Origin of the sequence: Hydrogenophaga aromaticivorans (genome assembly GCF_013387465.1) — a bacterium.
Taxonomy (GTDB): domain Bacteria; phylum Pseudomonadota; class Gammaproteobacteria; order Burkholderiales; family Burkholderiaceae_C; genus Hydrogenophaga; species Hydrogenophaga aromaticivorans.
This window is the reverse complement of the sequence record NZ_VYGV01000011.1, coordinates 23236-38454: the sequence shown is the minus strand read 5'-3', so window position 1 is coordinate 38454 and position 15219 is coordinate 23236. Positions and strand designations below refer to the sequence as shown.

Annotated in this window: 17 protein-coding genes; 2 read left to right on the top strand and 15 right to left on the bottom strand. The window is 57.6% G+C overall.

What is annotated here, in order from left to right:
- Positions 1-14: 14 nt before the first annotated feature.
- From F3K02_RS12625 to F3K02_RS12610, 4 genes are all read right to left on the bottom strand, one after another.
- Positions 15-401, bottom strand: coding sequence for a hypothetical protein (locus F3K02_RS12625; protein WP_177135985.1), 387 nt, complete (start codon positions 399-401; stop codon positions 15-17).
- Positions 398-724, bottom strand: coding sequence for a hypothetical protein (locus tag F3K02_RS12620; RefSeq protein WP_177135984.1), 327 nt, complete (start codon positions 722-724; stop codon positions 398-400). Before F3K02_RS12620 ends, F3K02_RS12625 begins: the two co-directional genes overlap by 4 nt.
- 112 nt (positions 725-836) lie before the next feature.
- Positions 837-1895 (bottom strand): ParM/StbA family protein, encoded by a 1059-nt coding sequence (locus F3K02_RS12615; RefSeq protein ID WP_177135983.1) that lies wholly within the window; start codon positions 1893-1895, stop codon positions 837-839.
- Positions 1892-2428, bottom strand: a complete 537-nt coding sequence (locus tag F3K02_RS12610) for a hypothetical protein (protein WP_177135982.1) — start codon at positions 2426-2428, stop codon at positions 1892-1894. Before F3K02_RS12610 ends, F3K02_RS12615 begins: the two co-directional genes overlap by 4 nt.
- 1043 nt (positions 2429-3471) lie before the next feature.
- On the opposite strand from F3K02_RS12610, the gene F3K02_RS12605 reads away from it, so the two are divergent.
- Positions 3472-4773, top strand: a complete 1302-nt coding sequence (locus F3K02_RS12605; protein ID WP_177135981.1) for a DUF1173 family protein — start codon at positions 3472-3474, stop codon at positions 4771-4773.
- A gap of 48 nt (positions 4774-4821) precedes the next feature.
- Complete coding sequence (locus F3K02_RS12600) at positions 4822-5634, top strand: hypothetical protein (protein WP_177135980.1); 813 nt, start codon at positions 4822-4824, stop codon at positions 5632-5634.
- Positions 5635-5658: 24 nt separating this feature from the next.
- Here F3K02_RS12600 and F3K02_RS12595 read toward each other — a convergent pair whose 3' ends face one another.
- The 11 genes from F3K02_RS12595 to F3K02_RS12545 all read right to left on the bottom strand — a co-directional run bounded on the left by F3K02_RS12595 (position 5659) and on the right by F3K02_RS12545 (position 15199).
- Positions 5659-5949: a hypothetical protein gene (locus tag F3K02_RS12595; RefSeq protein WP_177135979.1), complete on the bottom strand. Its 291-nt coding sequence runs from the start codon at positions 5947-5949 to the stop codon at positions 5659-5661.
- Positions 5950-5963: 14 nt separating this feature from the next.
- On the bottom strand, positions 5964-6257 hold the full coding sequence (locus F3K02_RS12590) for a hypothetical protein (protein WP_177135978.1): 294 nt from the start codon (positions 6255-6257) through the stop codon (positions 5964-5966).
- 92 nt (positions 6258-6349) lie between these two features.
- Positions 6350-6694 (bottom strand): hypothetical protein, encoded by a 345-nt coding sequence (locus F3K02_RS12585; protein WP_218179454.1) that lies wholly within the window; start codon positions 6692-6694, stop codon positions 6350-6352.
- Entirely contained in the window at positions 6669-6956 is a 288-nt protein-coding gene (locus F3K02_RS12580; protein ID WP_177135977.1) for a hypothetical protein, read from the bottom strand. Before F3K02_RS12580 ends, F3K02_RS12585 begins: the two co-directional genes overlap by 26 nt.
- 245 nt (positions 6957-7201) lie before the next feature.
- The gene (locus F3K02_RS12575) at positions 7202-8005 is read right to left on the bottom strand and encodes a SprT-like domain-containing protein (RefSeq protein WP_177135976.1); all 804 of its coding nucleotides are present in this window, start codon (positions 8003-8005) and stop codon (positions 7202-7204) included.
- Positions 8006-8090: 85 nt separating this feature from the next.
- Complete coding sequence (locus tag F3K02_RS12570; protein ID WP_177135975.1) at positions 8091-8786, bottom strand: ERCC4 domain-containing protein; 696 nt, start codon at positions 8784-8786, stop codon at positions 8091-8093.
- A 24-nt stretch (positions 8787-8810) separates the two neighbouring features.
- Complete coding sequence (locus tag F3K02_RS12565) at positions 8811-9623, bottom strand: hypothetical protein (RefSeq protein ID WP_177135974.1); 813 nt, start codon at positions 9621-9623, stop codon at positions 8811-8813.
- Positions 9624-9698: 75 nt separating this feature from the next.
- Positions 9699-9965 (bottom strand): hypothetical protein, encoded by a 267-nt coding sequence (locus F3K02_RS12560; protein WP_177135973.1) that lies wholly within the window; start codon positions 9963-9965, stop codon positions 9699-9701.
- The gene (locus tag F3K02_RS12555; RefSeq protein ID WP_218179453.1) at positions 9962-10132 is read right to left on the bottom strand and encodes a hypothetical protein; all 171 of its coding nucleotides are present in this window, start codon (positions 10130-10132) and stop codon (positions 9962-9964) included. Before F3K02_RS12555 ends, F3K02_RS12560 begins: the two co-directional genes overlap by 4 nt.
- Before the next feature lie 329 nt (positions 10133-10461).
- Positions 10462-13218 (bottom strand): restriction endonuclease, encoded by a 2757-nt coding sequence (locus F3K02_RS27890; protein WP_177135971.1) that lies wholly within the window; start codon positions 13216-13218, stop codon positions 10462-10464.
- Positions 13202-15199 (bottom strand): site-specific DNA-methyltransferase, encoded by a 1998-nt coding sequence (locus F3K02_RS12545; protein ID WP_177135970.1) that lies wholly within the window; start codon positions 15197-15199, stop codon positions 13202-13204. The genes F3K02_RS27890 and F3K02_RS12545 overlap by 17 nt, the downstream gene beginning before the upstream one ends.
- Between the last annotated feature and the right edge of the window lie 20 nt (positions 15200-15219).

The window sequence follows — 15219 nt, the reverse complement described above, 5'->3', positions numbered from 1 at the left end:
GTTTCAACGCAGGATCAGAGGATGGAACCATCGATCTGTTCGGCCACGGGGCGGGGCGTGAGCAGGTGGGTGCGCAGTTCCTCGTTGCCGACCAGGCGATACAGCCGGATGGCGCTGACCGCAGACATGCACAGCGAGAGCCCAAAAATGCCGCCTGCGATCAACGCCGTGTTGCCCATCGACAGGGCGCCGGCCACCGATTTGGCAACGTATCCGACGCTGGCTGCAGCCAGCCAGAGCAGGGGAGAGCGGTTGGCCCAGAACCCCACGATACCCAGCAAAGACCGGTTCGCCGCGTCAGGCTCGGCACCCTCACGGCGCAGCTCCAGATACAGCCGCTTTCGAGCGGCCTGGACCATGAAGATCACGTCCAGGACCACCAGCAAGCGCAGGATGATCATTCGAACGTCTTGCCGCGATGCATCTGGTCCCGCCACGTCGTCTGCACCAGTTCCCGCGCGTATTTGATCGAGCCGAGCAGGCCGATGATCGAAAACACCAGGCCAAGGTACATGAACAATGCGTAGGCCGAGTTCGACTCGATCAGGTTGAACAACATCGTGCCGATCACCATCACGGTGATGGCCGTCAGCAGCATTTCCCGAAGGCTCATGTAGGGCTCCATCCGGCCCTGTTCCTTGCGCTGGGCCAGGAGCCGTTCGGTCTGCGTCAGTTCGCCCGGAGCGAGCGGCTTGAGGTTCCAGAAGAGGATTTTGTTGATCATGTGGGTTCTCCTTAAAGATTGGTTCGTTGGGTTGTGCGGGTTGCATTCTTTCCTCGCGCTTTCAGTTTGAGGGAGTCGACGGCAGAGTCAAATTTGAGTTACGGAGATACCGTCATGCGCTCATGAACTTGTCGGCGCCGGCCAGCCAATAACCGCGGGCGTTGGACATGACACTGTTGGACATCGCGATGATTTCGTACCCTGGCAAGCGCTTGCGCAGCGCTTCCTCGTAGAAATGAGCGCCACCACCGGTGAGGAAAATTCGGCTGATGTTCGCGTTGGTGGCAGAAAGCCGGGTGACAAATGCGGAGACTTCCTTTTCGGCCGCATCGTTTGCCACTTTGCGATAGGGCGTCATATCGATGACGGTGTGGCCCAGATTGATGGTGCCGGTGTTCAGGCCGTGTTCCACCATGTCGAATTCGAGGCTTCCAAAGCCGGTGTCAAAGCCGAGCTTCGAACTCACGGCACGAAGGATCGAGCTGACGCCACCATCAAAACTGCCGCTCATGTTCAATTCGGGGTGCAGGCCAGAACTGACGAACCAGTCGAATGTGCGATAGCCGGGGTCGATCACCATGGAGACCATGCCGTTCTTGAAAATGGGATCGTCTTCGGTGAGCGTGTCGGCGGCCAATCGAAAGCCACCATAGGGTTGCGGGAAGATCATGCAATCCTTGGCCTTGACCTCAATCGAGCGCGCCTCGCCGAACTGATGGTTCATGCCCACCGGCACGGGAACCGTGCGCGGGCGCATCGCGATCTCGTGCAGCCGTTTGGCGTTGCTCTGAAAACCGGAGACGGGCAGGCCCAGGACCAGCAGGTCGATTTCGGACTGGAAATGACCGGCCTCGCGCATCGCGATGTGGATCGCTGTGCGCAACAAGACCTCGTGCGTGACGGAGCCGATGTAGTCGGGCGAGAGCGTGCGGGGAACGCTGGCGCTGGTGGGCTTGAGGCCGGCGAAGTAGTTCTGGCCGTCGACCTCGATCAGGATGCGGTTGGGGTTGTTGACGCCCAAGATCATGTCTTCGGCCATGGCCCTGGGTGCCACCGATGGGAAGCAGAACTCCGACCAGCGGGAGTGGCCTTGTGCGTCGATGAGGTGTCTGTAGACCAGCTTGGTGTTCCCGTAGCCGACGTCGATGGAGATGATGGTGCGCGGTTTCATGGTTGGGTGGGTTCGAAGGTGGATTGAAAGAAGGAAGAGGCGTTGGAGAACGCTGATCGAGTGCGGGTCGCCAGGCCAGATTCGGGCTGGGGAGATGCCGGTGGATTTATTGCTGCGGGCTGGGGCTGGGGCAGGGCGGCAGGCTGTGGTGGGGATACGGGATGTGTGGTCGTTTGGACCTGCGTGGCAACAGCCGGCAGCCGGATGTCAGCCGGGGCAGAAGCTGAAGACAGCAAATGCTTGATCTGGCGTGGATAGCTGGATGACGGGTGGCTCATCAACCACTGGAGGACGCGCGACAGGGCTGGTTCGTCCTCTCGCAGGTCCAGGCGGATGGTGATCTGGGACGTGATTAGTGGGCATTGGGATGGGATGTCTAGAAACCATTGAGGTAGCCGACCGACCTCAATGAGGTGCGGCAGCAGAAAGCGCAGGGCGCTGGCTCGTGTGGATTCAGTCTTGAGCCCTGCGAGTCGGGAGAAGACGTCATCGAGACCGAGTTCGTGTGCACTGAGAGTGATCTTGGTTTTCATGAAAAGAGGGTCGTTTGGGGCAGAAAACGGCAAGGTTTTCGAAAGAGTTGGCTCCTGAAGGTGGGTTTCTACGAAAACAATGGTGTTTCTACGAAAGGCGAGCAATGGGTTGATCGCTTTTCGTAGAAAAGGCACCTTCCTTGCAAAAGCATCTCGCGGTTCGTGCGGAAGTCAAATCTCACATGGCTTCCACGAAACCTTGTCAAAATTCTGTCCCGGTTGGGGCAGAAAGCTGCCCCAAAAGCACCCCTCCAGCAGGTGAGCTTTCAACTTGCCGAGAGAACCGAAGATGTAGTAGAGTCATCACCACTCCCGCCACCTGGGCGGGTAAAGATCACCAAATCCGCTGTTGCGGGATGATCTGGAGGCCGAGAAATTGGCTGTAGATTCGATAGGTTTTGACCACCCCATCCAAGGGCGGTCTTTTTTTGATGCCTGGTCATAAGGAATGCCCTTCCTCAAGCTGTCGGGATTCCAGAACAGAGCCATACAGAGTGTGAAAAACATCTCTAAAAATGGTTCTAAATCAATGACTTATCAAAAAAATTAAGTGGGGAAAGCCTACAGAGCGTGAATTACTTACTGTTGGAAGGTAGGTATGACGGTCTGGATTGGTGATATCTGCTTAAAAATTAATCAAAAGCTATGTTTAGGCCTGCCGCTGTAGCAAGCGGGTACTCGACTGAGGGCGAAAGTCCAGGGTCGTGTATGAGGTTGGCCATCTGTTAGAACACCGTGAACATGGTGTGGCTGCAGTACGGACGGGTAACGCCGTCTACAAATATTCAGGGGGTCTGCGCTTCCCCTATTCCGCCCCATGTGGGAGGGAAAGCGCACGTGCGGGACACGAAAGTTCCAACGGTCACGGATAGTGGGATTGCGAGAGCATGAACACGCCGAACCCACTGGTAGCCGTGAGGCGCCAGGGCCATCAGGTCCGCACAGCCTGTTGGTTAAAAAATCTTTGCTTAAGTACCGTGCTGTCTTTTTGATTTCTGGTTTTTGTGTAGGTGGTTGGTGCGGTCCAAGAAGGGGAGACCCGGATGGTTGACTGGTCACATGAGAATGCTCGGGCGCAAGCTGGTCCGGAACTGGTGCTGCTCGGTGGGCGGGTGTTGTCGCGGCAGGTAGCTGAGTCCGACCCTGGGCGCTGGCAAACGGTGCTGCAGGACGTGTACCTGTCGCGGGAGACACCGAGGTGCCTTTGCCGAGGAAGGGAGAGCCCAATCCCTATGTACGTCGAGCGCAGGGGCAGGACGTACAGCCTGAAGCGGACACCCGGAAGCGGTGAGAGCCATCACCAGGCGTGCCCATCGCATGGCGGGATGGATGTCTCGGGGGTGAATGGGGGGTCGACATCAGCGATCCACAAGAGGTCCGATGGGCTTCTGGACATCAAGCTCGACGTCCCGTTGAGAACGGTTCAGGTGGGCAGGGGTGCCACGGCAGCGAGTGCGCCCACGGCTGCAACGCCGACTGGTGCCGGATCGTCGCGCCAGCAGGTGAAGCTGCTGGGCCTGCTGCACCTGTTGTGGGAGAGGGCTGGGCTGCATCGCTGGACACCGCCGGCGCCGGAACAGCGGCCGCGCACCCTGGGCGACGTGTACGAGAAGCTCAGAAACGAACTCGATGACATCGTGCTGGGCAAGAGCAGGGCATCAAGCATCGTGTACGTGCCAGACACGCGGCTGGATGATCCAGCGCAGAGACACAAAGAGGCCTTGATCGCAGAGAGCTACATGCACCTGCAGGCGAAATGTCCAGCGGGTGAGCGGCCCGTGCTGATGGTGATAGCGGAGTGCAGATCGTTTTTTGATGGGAAGTACAGCCGCGGGCTGCGCCTGAAGGGATTCCCGGACAGCATGCCGATCTGGATCCCCGCGTCAGCGATGACCCAAATCGAGAAGGGCTGGAACGGCCGGCTGGAGAGATTCATGTCAGCAATGGGTGGATCTGCCGGGGAGGGAACGCGGTTGTTCGTGATCGCAGGGCTGCAATTCAGCGAGAAAGGGGCGCTCAATTGGCTTTACGGATCGCTGATGGAAACGACCGGCCGATTCATTCCTGTTGAAAGCGGATTCGAGGCGCAGGTGGCCAATGCACTGGTCGAAGAGGGACGGGCGTTTGTGAAGCCGCTGCGGTACACCGGCCAGGAAGAAGTGCATCCTGATTTTGTGTTGACCGACACGAAGCGCCCCTGGTACTTGGAAGTCTTCGGGATGGCAACGCCGCAATACCTGGAGAGAAAACGCGCGAAGATCACCCACTACCGTGAGAGCGGCAAATTGCTTTGGAGCTGGGATGCGGCAGCGGGAACACAATTGCCGCCGTTTCCCGTGGGCTGATGCGCCAGGTGCGGGCACAATGCGCCCATCTTCTGGAGTGAAAAGCGCATGATCTTCGACCCTCTATCTGAACTGACCCAGCCCGGATCAAACCTCAGGGTGCACAACGCACGTCTGATCGATGCTCAACAATCAGAAACCGGGCAAACGCTCCTGACGATTGAGCACGCCGGCATCACGCGGGAACTGATCGGTGCGGGTCCCTGGAGCGAAGAACACAACCGGCGCGACGTGGGCCAGATCGGCTACGTCGTGGCCGCGAAACCCTTTGGCGAGGTCTCCCCCGGGGGCTGCTACTTCCGCCCCTACTTAGATCAGAGCCTGCGACGTGTGCCTGAGCTGGACAGGTTCGAAGAGGTGAGCGGCGATGAAGGGCCACAGCCCGAAGTGATCGGCTGGTACTGCGACGCCAAGCCGGGTGGATTTCGAGCGCCTGTGGGCATCGTTCCAGGGGAAGACGGGCGCTTCGTACCGGATGAGACGATCGAAGTCACGCTACGGGTGCCACCTGAATTCGTGCGTGAGGCCCATCAGGTGCAAATGACCCCCGCCGAACTCTTGCGCAGCTTTGTAGGGGACCTGGCCGGCATACAAAACTTCACCGCTTGCCCGCGTGCGGACCGCTACGGGAGCAACGGGAGCGACGAGCGAGATTACGCCGAGGCATGGTTGCATCGTGCCCACGGCTTCAACGCGATCGATCTGGATGCACTGGAGAACCGTGCGCGCGAGGATCAGGAAAGGCAATGGCAGCGCGATGAATTCGCTGACCTGCTCGATGAGTTCGAGAGTGCCGGTGGACAGGCTGACGAACTGTTCGCGGCCGTACAGGCGATCCTGGACAAACAGGAAAAGGGCTGATCGCTGAGATGGGCGGGCTCGGGCTCAGGACCACCAGCCGCCGATGCCGTCCCAGGCGAAGTTGAGTTCGTAGCCGATCTCATTGGAGGAGCCGGTCATGTCCTCCACAGCATCGTGCAGTCGCTTCATGGCATCGAACCCACCGAAAAAGGCCGCGGTGCGCCCGATCGTCCGAATGGCTTCGCGAACAGCGTCCCGCTCTGCATCGACACCGGATACCCCGCGCAGCTCGGTCATGCGACGGGCCAGGGCGATCAGCTGAACCTCAATCTCGACGTTGACTTGGTCGTGGTAGGACAGGGGTGGTGCTTGCATAGCTTCCGCTTCCATCATGAGAGCCAGTCCGGTGTGGGTGTGGATGGCAGATTGCAGCCGGCGTAGTCCTGACAGTCTACCCAGGCCTGATCCCGGGAACGCCGATATGGCTGGTGCTCTTTCCAATCGGACTGCTTGGCCTCCGAGGCAACATGGATCCAGCCAAACAATGCAGGGTCATAGTCATTCATCGGTATGACGTCGTAGCCAGCCTCTCTGAGCTGCTGAATCTCGTCGGCGCTCAACGCTCTCGGGTCTTGAGGTGTGAGCGCTTTGCGTGCTGCGCCGCTGTAGTTGTTGTTGGCCATAGCCTTGATCCTTCCTGGGTGATGGGCTGCCAGTATCCCCGTCAATTCGGGCTTTCGCGCCATCACCAACACGAATTGTTGTTGTCGGTAGGCTACGAAAATCGAACCAGGCCACGCGGGACGGCAATCCCGTGATGCTTGAGCATCAGTTCAACGAACGCCTGCCAATCACCCTCCGTTGCCGGCGCGTGAGTGCAGTGGAGGCACTGTGAAACACCTGCGAGCTGTTGTGTGACGGTGGAATGCACGTCCATACCGAAACACTTTGAGAAGCGGCCAACGGTGCTGCCATCGGTGGTCGAATGAACCCAGACCGTGGCGCCGTCCTGAGACACCTGGATCTGGTCCTGGTCGACGCAATTGGATGCGCTGTGCGCCCATGCCGTCTCCCGCGCAACGCCACCTGCAGGATCAGTCATCTTGCTGACCATCAGCACGAAGTCGCCGCTCCACGATCAGGTTCCAGACATAGACGAGGACCACCATTCCCGATAACCCCAACAAAATGAGCTGATCCATGTGAGGTGGAAATTCAGAGTTGGGGCGGACCCACTCCAAATATGCCAACGGGAGCAAAGCCGTCGCGAAAACAAGGCTCAACCGGCCAAGCCGACCATGATGGAAAAGACTGATGATGAACAGCACAGCCAGCACAACCATCAGCGGCAGCATCAGTTGAAGCGCAAAAGACATAGTCATGAAATTTCAAAGATAGAGCGGGCTTTGTTGCACCGAGTCGGAGCCCGTGGTTGGCAGCAGCGCACGAGTGAACCCATTGCCGCCAGGACCACCAACAGTGTCGGGTACAACTTCACCCCCGAGACCGATCACCCGGGCAGGGCGTTCGGCTTTTTACCGATGGAAATCAGCATACCAAACAGGTCGTTGGATGCAATCATCTATCTGTCGTTGCATCGGGGCTGGTGGCATTGCATCAGTCGTGCTCAAACACCTTGCCGCGGCGGCGAACCGGCTGGCACTGCCGTGGCTTCGTTTGTGCAATCCAGAAACGGCTTGGAGCACAGGAGGCACAAGAGCTTCATGCCTGGCTTGCCCCAGACGCTCTGCCGGCATGCGCAGGTGTACTTCGACCGCGTGGGCGGCTTCACGGGGGCAGCTTGCCCGGCTGCAGGCAGGTGAAGCGCTGTCCTGACCGCCTGGCTCTGTGAGGATGTCACACCGCCACCCACCGACGCACTCAGCTGCATCGACTGCACCTCATTCCCTGCTTCCATCTGGCGCGGCTCCGGGAACCTGTCGTACCAGCTGATCTGGAAGTCCTTGGTGACCAACTCCGCGCAGGCCTGAAGGAACAGGCCGCCCTCGATCGCATAGTCGGCAACATGGTCGCCAGTGCGTTTGCCACCTGGTTTGCCGGTCGAGGAGGGCATCAGTCCGATGGATTGCATCTTGTTGGCCCACTCATCGTTGTGATAGCGGGTGCGGCCGGGCTTGCCCAGGTGGTGCTGCCACAGGTGGACCATCTCGTGCACCAGCGTCTGCATCGTCTCGACGAGAGGGACGATTGCGAAGTAGGCCGGATTGAGCGCGATTTCGTCGGTCATGACGCCCTGCAGATTGGCAAAGCGCTGGTGAGAAAAATAGCCAAAGGACCGCTTCTCGCGCTGCAGCGTGATCAGGCACGCCGGCAGAGCACCATCGAAAAGTGCCTTGTTGAAGTGGTCATAGGCCACCTGCAGCTCGGTGTAGTTCTGAACCGTTGGCGAAGTGGGTGCATTGGCGCTCATGCTTTGTATTGTGCAATACAAAAGATGAGCAAGAGGCCGGACTGTTGGACCGTCACCCGCCTCGGGTGACACGGAATTCGGGGCTTCAGCGCCAGTCTGGTGCCGTTTTGGTGCTGCGAAAGCTGGTGGGTCGATGCTCAAGCGCTTCGACGATCTTTCGGGCCGTGCTGGGGCCAACACCCTTGCATGAGCGCAAGTCCAGCTCAGAAGCCTGGAACACCCCGTTGGCGCTGCCAAAGTGGGTCAGCAGCTTCCTGGCCAGCTCCGGGCCAACGCCGGGAAGGCCACAGACCAGGTACTGGGCAGCCGCACCATCAGGGGCTACCTTGGGCTTGGCCACACGCGTGGCAACCTCATAGCCCAATCCCTCGGTCATGTGCTTGTGCAGGCGGCCCAGGAAACGGGCGCTGGCTGCTGCGGAGGGCATGAAGATGATCTGCAGACCCCAGAAGACGGTGAGCGAAGAGATCGCGCCGTAGAGCGACTCGTCCTGGATCTGGGATTGCCCTGAAGCGAGGTCCCCTTCGATCAACAGCATGGGGCGATCAGCACTGTTGCAAACCGCCTCGGCTTGCTCAAACAGGCGGCCATCGAAGATGGAGGCGGCCAGATCGTTCACCGTTTTGCGTTCGATCAGGTATGGCCCAAGCCTGTAGTCGCCGGCGGGCATCTCCACCATGTCGAAGGGCACCCCGGCTTGCTTGAGCATCGCGGGGATCAGGCTCCGAGTCTCGCGCGAGTCAACGAAGAGCATTTGCGATGCGCCGATCGGTTCGTCCACGGGTGGTCCTGTTCTTGATCCGGTTCAGGGGGCAAGGATGCGCAGGCTGTCGGCGCGAAGGACAGTCGAACTGTCCTTGTCCCGTGACGGTACCAGATAGCCGATCAGCTCGACATCGACCACGCCCGGCATTGAGCTCATGAGTGGTTTCAACACATCTTTTCTGACGATGACTTTGAGGCGATCGTCCAGCACCAGCAAGAACTCGTCATCGAACGGAGCGAACCTACTTTGCACCAGAGTGAGCTTGGTGCGGACAGGCCGCTTTTTGTAGGCTTCCGGATGGAGCGCCAGCTGGTCCGGGTCTTTGACCGTGACCGGGATCGGCAACGTGAGCTGAGCGCCTGGCAAGGCTTCCTTGACGGGCTGCGGCTGTGTGAGGAATCGTTCGTCGGCCTCCCCGTCATCGCTGTTGACGATGAAGTCCTCGATCTGGATGGTGTAGAGCAACTTCTTGCCCTCCGATACGTCCACGGGACGGCCCTGGAAGGTCACGGTGTACATCCTCTGCGGATCAAGTCCCAGGGCGATCCACCTTGGAAGCGCTGCATTGGATGGCATCATGGATGTGAAGGGCGATGACGCCTTTCGATCATGGCTGATCACAGACACGGACTCGCCCATCAGTTCAGTTTCACTGTTCCCCCGAACCTGCGTGACATAGAAGACCACCGTGCGACCCTCGTAGGCCGATGTGTTCCTGAACAGGTCTGCGGTGTCGACGATCTCACCCTTGAGCGTCTTGGGGCCTTGCACCTCTGTGCCAGCTTGATCGGAACAGCCACTCGTGACGAACGCCAGCATGGCTGAGAGAAAAATGGAGAGGAACTGTGCCATCGAATAGGCCCTGCTGGATGTCGTTTTGTGCGGTGGATTATGTTGGAACGGATCTCGCACTCGGCATGAACAAACTCATTGGGCAGCGGTGTCGAGTTGGCCGCAGAAATCTGTTTCGATCAGGCTTTCCAGGTCTTCGATGACCTGCTCAAGGGCTTCGATCGCTGCATCCGATTTTTGCCCCTTTTCACCCCCTGCAATGGAATCGGGCAGGTTGTCGCGGTAGTCCTGTTCCTCGCTGCAGATGAGCTCGATGCCGCACTTGATCGTCTCGGCCTGGGTGAGCAATATTGCGATGCGGGCCTTGATGTCTTCGATCTGCTGACGACGGGCCTTGTTCATGACAGCGCCACCAGGTGGTCATTCGAGATGAAGCCCAGGTCATCGGGGGTGCTACGCGTGGCGCGCTCTTCGGCCGTGTGTGGCACGCCTCCGAAGTCGGTGACCAGCGCGTTGATGGTCAGAGGTGAGGTGCGGGCCTGAAAAGTGGGGCGGGGCATTCTGGACATGATCGAAGCTGCTGGTTGGGTCTTTTCAGCAGGCTACAGCAGTACCATCAACTGTCAATTTGCTGATCACGAGCCCGAATCCTAACTAGGGTGCTCGTTAGACAGGAGCATCCATCATTCACTTCCTGACTTAGATTGGGGTAGCTGCGGCTGCGTCTCGCGCAACTTTTGCAGCTCCGTTCCCATGTCCCGATAGCTTGACCACCTCGCCTCGGTAAGCTCCTTGTGGACTTCCTTCTGGGTCAATACAGTGGAACGCGGTAGGGAGCGTTACCAGATGGCCGGGACCACAGGCCCGGCATGCGCACGAATCGCCCGAGTGCAACAGGCTAAAGCCGCAAACCGTCCTTATCGGTCGTGTGGTTGAAGTTCACCTCACCGTTCGGAGCCGCTTCGAAATACCTCTTCGCGAATCGAATCCGCATGGCCTCGTCCCACTCCAGGTCATCGAGATTCAAGGTGCTCTTGGTCTCGCGAACAAGGTACAGACGCTCCGTACCGTTCTCATCGCAAACGATGGCCCAGTCCGGTGAATACTCGCCCACTGGAGTCCGGACCTTGAAACGACGCGGGAGTTTGGTGAAGAGCTTGATTCGATCAGTATCGTTTTCCAGCTGCTCGGCAAAAAGCCGCTCGACGTGACTGTCGTAGTCAACGTGATCGAACAGATTCGTTCCGCCTTCCGGAGCGCCCGCCACGCCTGATTGAGGCGCAGGTTTACCCGCTTCAGCTTTCTGTGCGCTCTTGGTCTCCACTTCAAGAAAAATCACATTGGCGTCCCACCAGGTCTCTTCGTCCATGGGCTCGTAGGAGATGTTTTGAACCATCTGCTCGATGACCACCACTCGGATAGCCTGAGCCACTACACGTGCCCAGCGGTCGGGGTCATCCATCGCGCCAACCTTCAACACATCCGGAATAGTTCCCAGAATCGCGACGATTGTTGGGCGTGTCAGGTGAAGCGGAAACTTGCCGTGGAGCAGCTGATCCTCGACCAGAGGAACGACATTCGGCAGTCGCTGCCCGACAAGAAGGATACGCTCGCCCGAGCCCTCACTGACTGCGCTGTCAGCCGTTACGACTAGACCTTTTTCGTCGTAGATCAGTTCGGCTGACTGCACTACGTTGGCCCGGCGCTTGATGTACTTTAGATCGTCAAGGTGCTCAGAGGCGGCAACGGCGGCCACAAGTGATGGAGTGTCTACAGAAACCCTGTAGACCGCCTTATAGCGGATGCGTTTCCAGAGCTCGGAAAACGCTGGACTCTTGAACATCGTAGACCGGCGACGAATGACAACCTCGGAGTCGGCATCTTCCACGTCAGGCGCTGCACCGCCCTTTCCGCCCGCCGCGATGTATTCGGCGTTGAGACCGTCGCGGAACTCAGCGAAGGACTCATCCACTACCAGGGTTAGGCGATTGATGGCGGGGTCGACGATACGGTTACCGCTTTGATTGACCGGCAGGCGAAGGCCGCGTCCGATCTGTTGGCGACGCTCGGTATCCGAGCGGGTATGCCGGAGAAAACCGATCTGAAAGACGTTGGGGTTATCCCAGCCTTCCCGAAGAGCCGAGTGAGAGAAGATAAAAGCTCGGGGATTTCCTCGGTCGAGAATCAATTCCTTGTGCTCGATGATCTCCTTGTAGGCCCGGGCCTCGTACTCCGCATCCGAGGCGAGGCCACCTTTGGTGTCCTTCAAGATGCCGGTTTTTGTAGAGGGAAAGTAGGCCACCCGAAGCTCTGAGGGCTCCGGCATCTTTTCATCGCCCAAGCCAGCCCTGGACCACTCCTCCCGAAAGATCGTGTCAAACATAATGGGCAAAGGCGCACCCTCACCAACGTAGTCCGCCACCCGCTCGACAAAGAACAGGGAGAGAACCTTGGCATCGGAATTAGCTGCATCGATTGTTGCCTGGCGAGCAAGATGCGTACGAATAGTCTGTCGAACCTGGTCGCGCCAAGTAGCTAACTGATCGACGCCAATCTCTTGACCAACGCTCAAAGTCAATCCGTTCTCGAACGTAACTCGATCTGGCTTACGCAGAATATTGTCGATAACAAGGTTACGATATTGGGCCAGTTGGCCGGACTCGTTGAAAAGATCAGTGCCAACTTGAGCGATGATTTCGACACGTTCGGACCCGTCCTTCGTAACCTTTTCGATCATCAGCGTCGCAAAGAGCTTCTTGCTTTTACTGGCGACTTTCTTGACGTTCAAATAGGGCTGACCATCGGAACCGGCGACGATGCCCTTGACCGCCACGCGCTTCACCAAGCCAAGCTCTGCCGCTCTTTTAGCACTCAGCCGGTGCACTAGGTTGAAGGGCTCTTTGTGCGTCGCGCTGTAGCGCAGGGCCACAAGGGGATTTAGGGTCGCAATGGCTTGCCTTCGAAGCGTCGTTGCCATGTTCTGAGGCTCGTCTATCAAGACGACTGGTCGTGCCTTGGCGATTTGAACGATCCCTGAAGTGGTTTCTCCCCAAATGCGAGGCTGCTCAGGCGAGGAATACAGCGTATTCGTATCTGGCTTGTCCAGCGACTGGATGCTCGCGACGAGAAACAGCACACCACCAGAGGGTTCAATGAAGTCCTCCAATGCTCGGCTTTCGCCCATGAGGTTCCAGCTGTATGGAAGATTCGGAAACCTACTTCGGAAATGCTCGTAGGTCTGCTCGAATGTCTTCATGACACCCGCACGTATCGCTACAGAGTGAACCAGTATCACGAATTTTCGCAGCCCGTAGGCTTCAGCCAGGCGCAACGCAGTCCCGATGTAGACGTAGGTTTTACCAGTCCCAGTCTCCATTTCCACGGAAAAATTAGGAAACTCGCGATCCTGCTCTTGCAGATCAGCCTCAGCCAATAGAGCGAGTGCATCCTGTGTGTCCACATCCTCGCGGGCAGTGACCGTCTTTAAATTCTCGGTCAACAGGTCACTATTGAGCTGAAAGTCCTGGTGTCCCTCGGCGCCAGGAGCCTGACCAGCAACCACGTTGAGAGGCGGGAGTAGAGCCCCCCGAAACAGGTCAACGACAGCATCAATTGCCGCCGCTTGGTGGGGTTGGTCATCAAAGCGAAACTTCACGAGCCACCCGTTCCAGCAAAATTAGTTTGGAGCGCAGACGTGGCGCCAGCGTCAGAGTTACTGCGTTGTCCACCATATCGCCTCGGAGGATGAGAGTATCGTCATCCGTCAATCCGATGTGCTTAGCAGTATCCAGTGTGAAGGCTTCAAGACAGATAAGGAACCGCGCTGTACTTGAGGCCTCCGCACCAAATGGACGGAACTCAAAGACCTTGATGCCGCCGTACTCGTTTGCCGCTACGCGGGCATCCAGCCTGCTATTCGTCGCTTTGAGCGCAACTTCCCAGGCGACCGCAGCAGGATCAGCACTGGTTTTCACAGGTGGCTGTCCTGCATTTGACAGCATCAATGACATCTGTTGATTGGCATCCTGCCCTTCCTTGGCAAAGACCTGCCTCTCAATTTGCAGATTGGTTTCACATGCCCGGAAGAGGCGGAAGCCAAGGCCGCCGCCCAGCTGTGCTGCGGCTCGCCGAAGACGTTCGGCGGTAATGTCGAAAATCGTCTTGTAGCCTGCGTTGAGCGCATTCTTACCAGACTCAGTAGTTGCGTCGGGCGCTTCAGGGCGCTGCACAAGTATCCAGCGACGATTTTTCCCATCCTTGGGGTTCTGCTCCCATATCGCCTGACCGGATGAGCCCGAGCCCGCGAAGAAGTCAAGGATCAAGTCACCATCGTCAGTAATTGCGTGGAATAGGCGAGCCAATACATCTGTACTTTTGGGGTCATCAAAGACCTTTGCACCCATAAGTTCGTCAAGCTGCCTTGATGCTGAGCGCCTGTCTCGGTAAATCACCGAGGACGGAGCCCATGTTTCTCGCATGTGCAAGTACGACTTAATCTGAATTCGCTTTGACTTGTCTTTCGGATAAATCAGTCTCTTATCATCATGCAGTGCCTGCATTGCTTTCTTGTCGTAACGCCAACCATTCTCCGGCGGGCTGTAACCTTTCCAGTCGTATATAAGATTTTCCCGAAAATTCGGACTAGAAATATTGTCTGGAAACCAAATGCCTCGCTCGTCGACGCGATTGTAGTAATCGTGCGCTTTAGATGGATTTTCATCTGACAGAGATCTATACCAATCCCTCAATGCGGAAGTGCTGGCCTCATGATCTTGGCCAAATTCTTCTCTGAATTTTGCAACCTGATCATAGATCGGTTCCAGCCCTTCCTTTCGCTCGCGCCATCGAACGTTATTTTCACGGAGGAACTCGCGATCCCGCGCATACATCAAGATGTAGTCTTGGCCACCCCCCATCAGCTTCGCGTCACCCTTTCGAGCGCCGCGCCAAGTGACCATATCAACAAAATTCTCAGCACCAAACACCGCGTCCAGGAGCAGGCGCAGATGATGAACCTCATTGTTGTCAATCGAAGCTAGGAACACACCATCTCTGCGCAGCAAATGCCGCGATATAGCAAGCCGGGACGACATCATCGTCAGCCACGGCGCATGCTTGCGACCACCCTTTTCCTTTTTTGCGGTCGTAGCCTGCCCCTGCTCATCGACTTGTCCAGTCGCAACCAGATACTCGGTTTCGGGAACGGAGAAATCGTCGTTGTACGTGAAACTGTCCCCCGTGTTGTAAGGCGGGTCGATATAGATTAGCTTCACCGCCCCTGAATAACCGTTCTTTAAGAGTTTCAAGACCTGAAGGTTGTCGCCCTCAATCAGAACATTACCAGCATCATTCCAATTGACCGATGCTTCTGGATCAGGAACGAGTGTCGCTGTGGTTGGAGAACGACCTTCGATGCGAGCCTGGGACATGCCCGGCCAAGCAAAAGTAAACGCTTGGGAGGATTCCCCGAGCCCTAGTTCGGACAACAGCAACCCTTGGTCAAGCTCTCCATCAGGAAATGCACCCGGGATCAAGTCGCGGAGTTGAGCCAGCAACCCGGCCTGGCCATCCTCTGTTCCGCTGGGTACCTGGGAGGGCTCTTGCTCGCCTGATACCGTCTTCTTGTTTTCGCTCATGCTGTCCTTCCGATTCAATT